2 protein-coding genes are annotated in these 1,145 nt (G+C 26.6%); both read right to left on the bottom strand.

The features are described 5' to 3' along the window. Positions 1–779, bottom strand: a 779-nt coding sequence (locus L21TH_RS11150) for an IS3 family transposase (RefSeq protein WP_242826523.1), incomplete at its 3' end; no start/stop codon positions are given. Positions 780–805: 26 nt separating this feature from the next. After that, positions 806–1,069, bottom strand: coding sequence for a transposase (locus L21TH_RS11145; protein WP_006316195.1), 264 nt, complete (start codon positions 1,067–1,069; stop codon positions 806–808). Positions 1,070–1,145 lie beyond the last annotated feature (76 nt).

Genomic DNA, 1,145 nt, shown 5'->3' with positions numbered 1-1,145 from the left:
CTGTTATACCAACTTTCTATATATTTGAATATAGCTATTTTTGCAGTTTCATAGTCATAATATTTTACATGGTTCACTTCTTCTTTTTTCAATATTGAGTGAAATGACTCTATACATGCATTATCATAAGGACAACCTTTTTGACTAAATGAGTGTATAATATTATACTTTTCTACTATTTTGCAAAATTCATAGCTTGTATATTGAGAACCTAAATCAGTGTGCAGTATAAGATTTTTATCAGGAGATTGATTTACGATTGCATTTTCTAAAGCTTTTTTAGTTAAGTTGGTATCTATTGTTTTAGAGAATGAATAACCAACAATCTTTCTAGTATGAAGATCCATCACAGAAGCTAAATAACACCAACCATCTTTAATTGTGTGAATATATGTTATATCAGAAACCCATTTTTCGTTTATTTTATTTGTTGTGAAATCTCTAGATATGATATTTTCTCTGTTTTTTACCTTAACCTTAGATGAATGTGGTCTATATTTCTTTTTAACTATAGAAGATATACCAAGCTTTTTCATAAGTCTTTGAACACGTTTTAAGCTTATTTTATAGCCCCATTTTTCTAGCTTTTTATGAATTTTAGGTGCTCCATATCTTTTATTACTGTCATTGTAAATTTTTAGTATTTTTTCTTTATATTTTTTATTTTCTTTAGCTCTGTTGGATTCTACTGGGTTTAGGGTTTTATAATACGAACTTTTTGGTATCTGTAATACACTACACATTAATTTTATATCATGATTATCTTTATTCTCTTTAATAAATTCAACAACAGACTCATTATTATTTATTCTTTTGCGAATATGGCCATAGCCTTTTTTAATATCTGATTTTCCTCCTTGATTTTAGCAAGTTCTTTTTTCAATTTTTTATATTCTTCAACAGTTATAGTTTTATTGTCATCAACTGTAATTTGTTTTTTATTCTTAATCCAGCCACTTATAGTAGATTTTGCTATGCCATATTCGTCACTTAACTTTGGTATAGATTCTCCAGATTTGTATAAGTCTACTATTGTATTTTTGAAATCTTCATTGTATCTTTTTGCCAAATCAGACACATCCTTTCCCATTAATTTTATTTTATAATGTTCGAGAAAATGTGTCTACAATATTATACTAACATCA

It is taken from the genome of Caldisalinibacter kiritimatiensis (assembly GCF_000387765.1).
In the GTDB taxonomy this organism is placed as follows: Bacteria; Bacillota; Clostridia; order Tissierellales; family Caldisalinibacteraceae; genus Caldisalinibacter; species Caldisalinibacter kiritimatiensis.
This window is presented reverse-complemented; position numbering and strand designations above follow the sequence as displayed.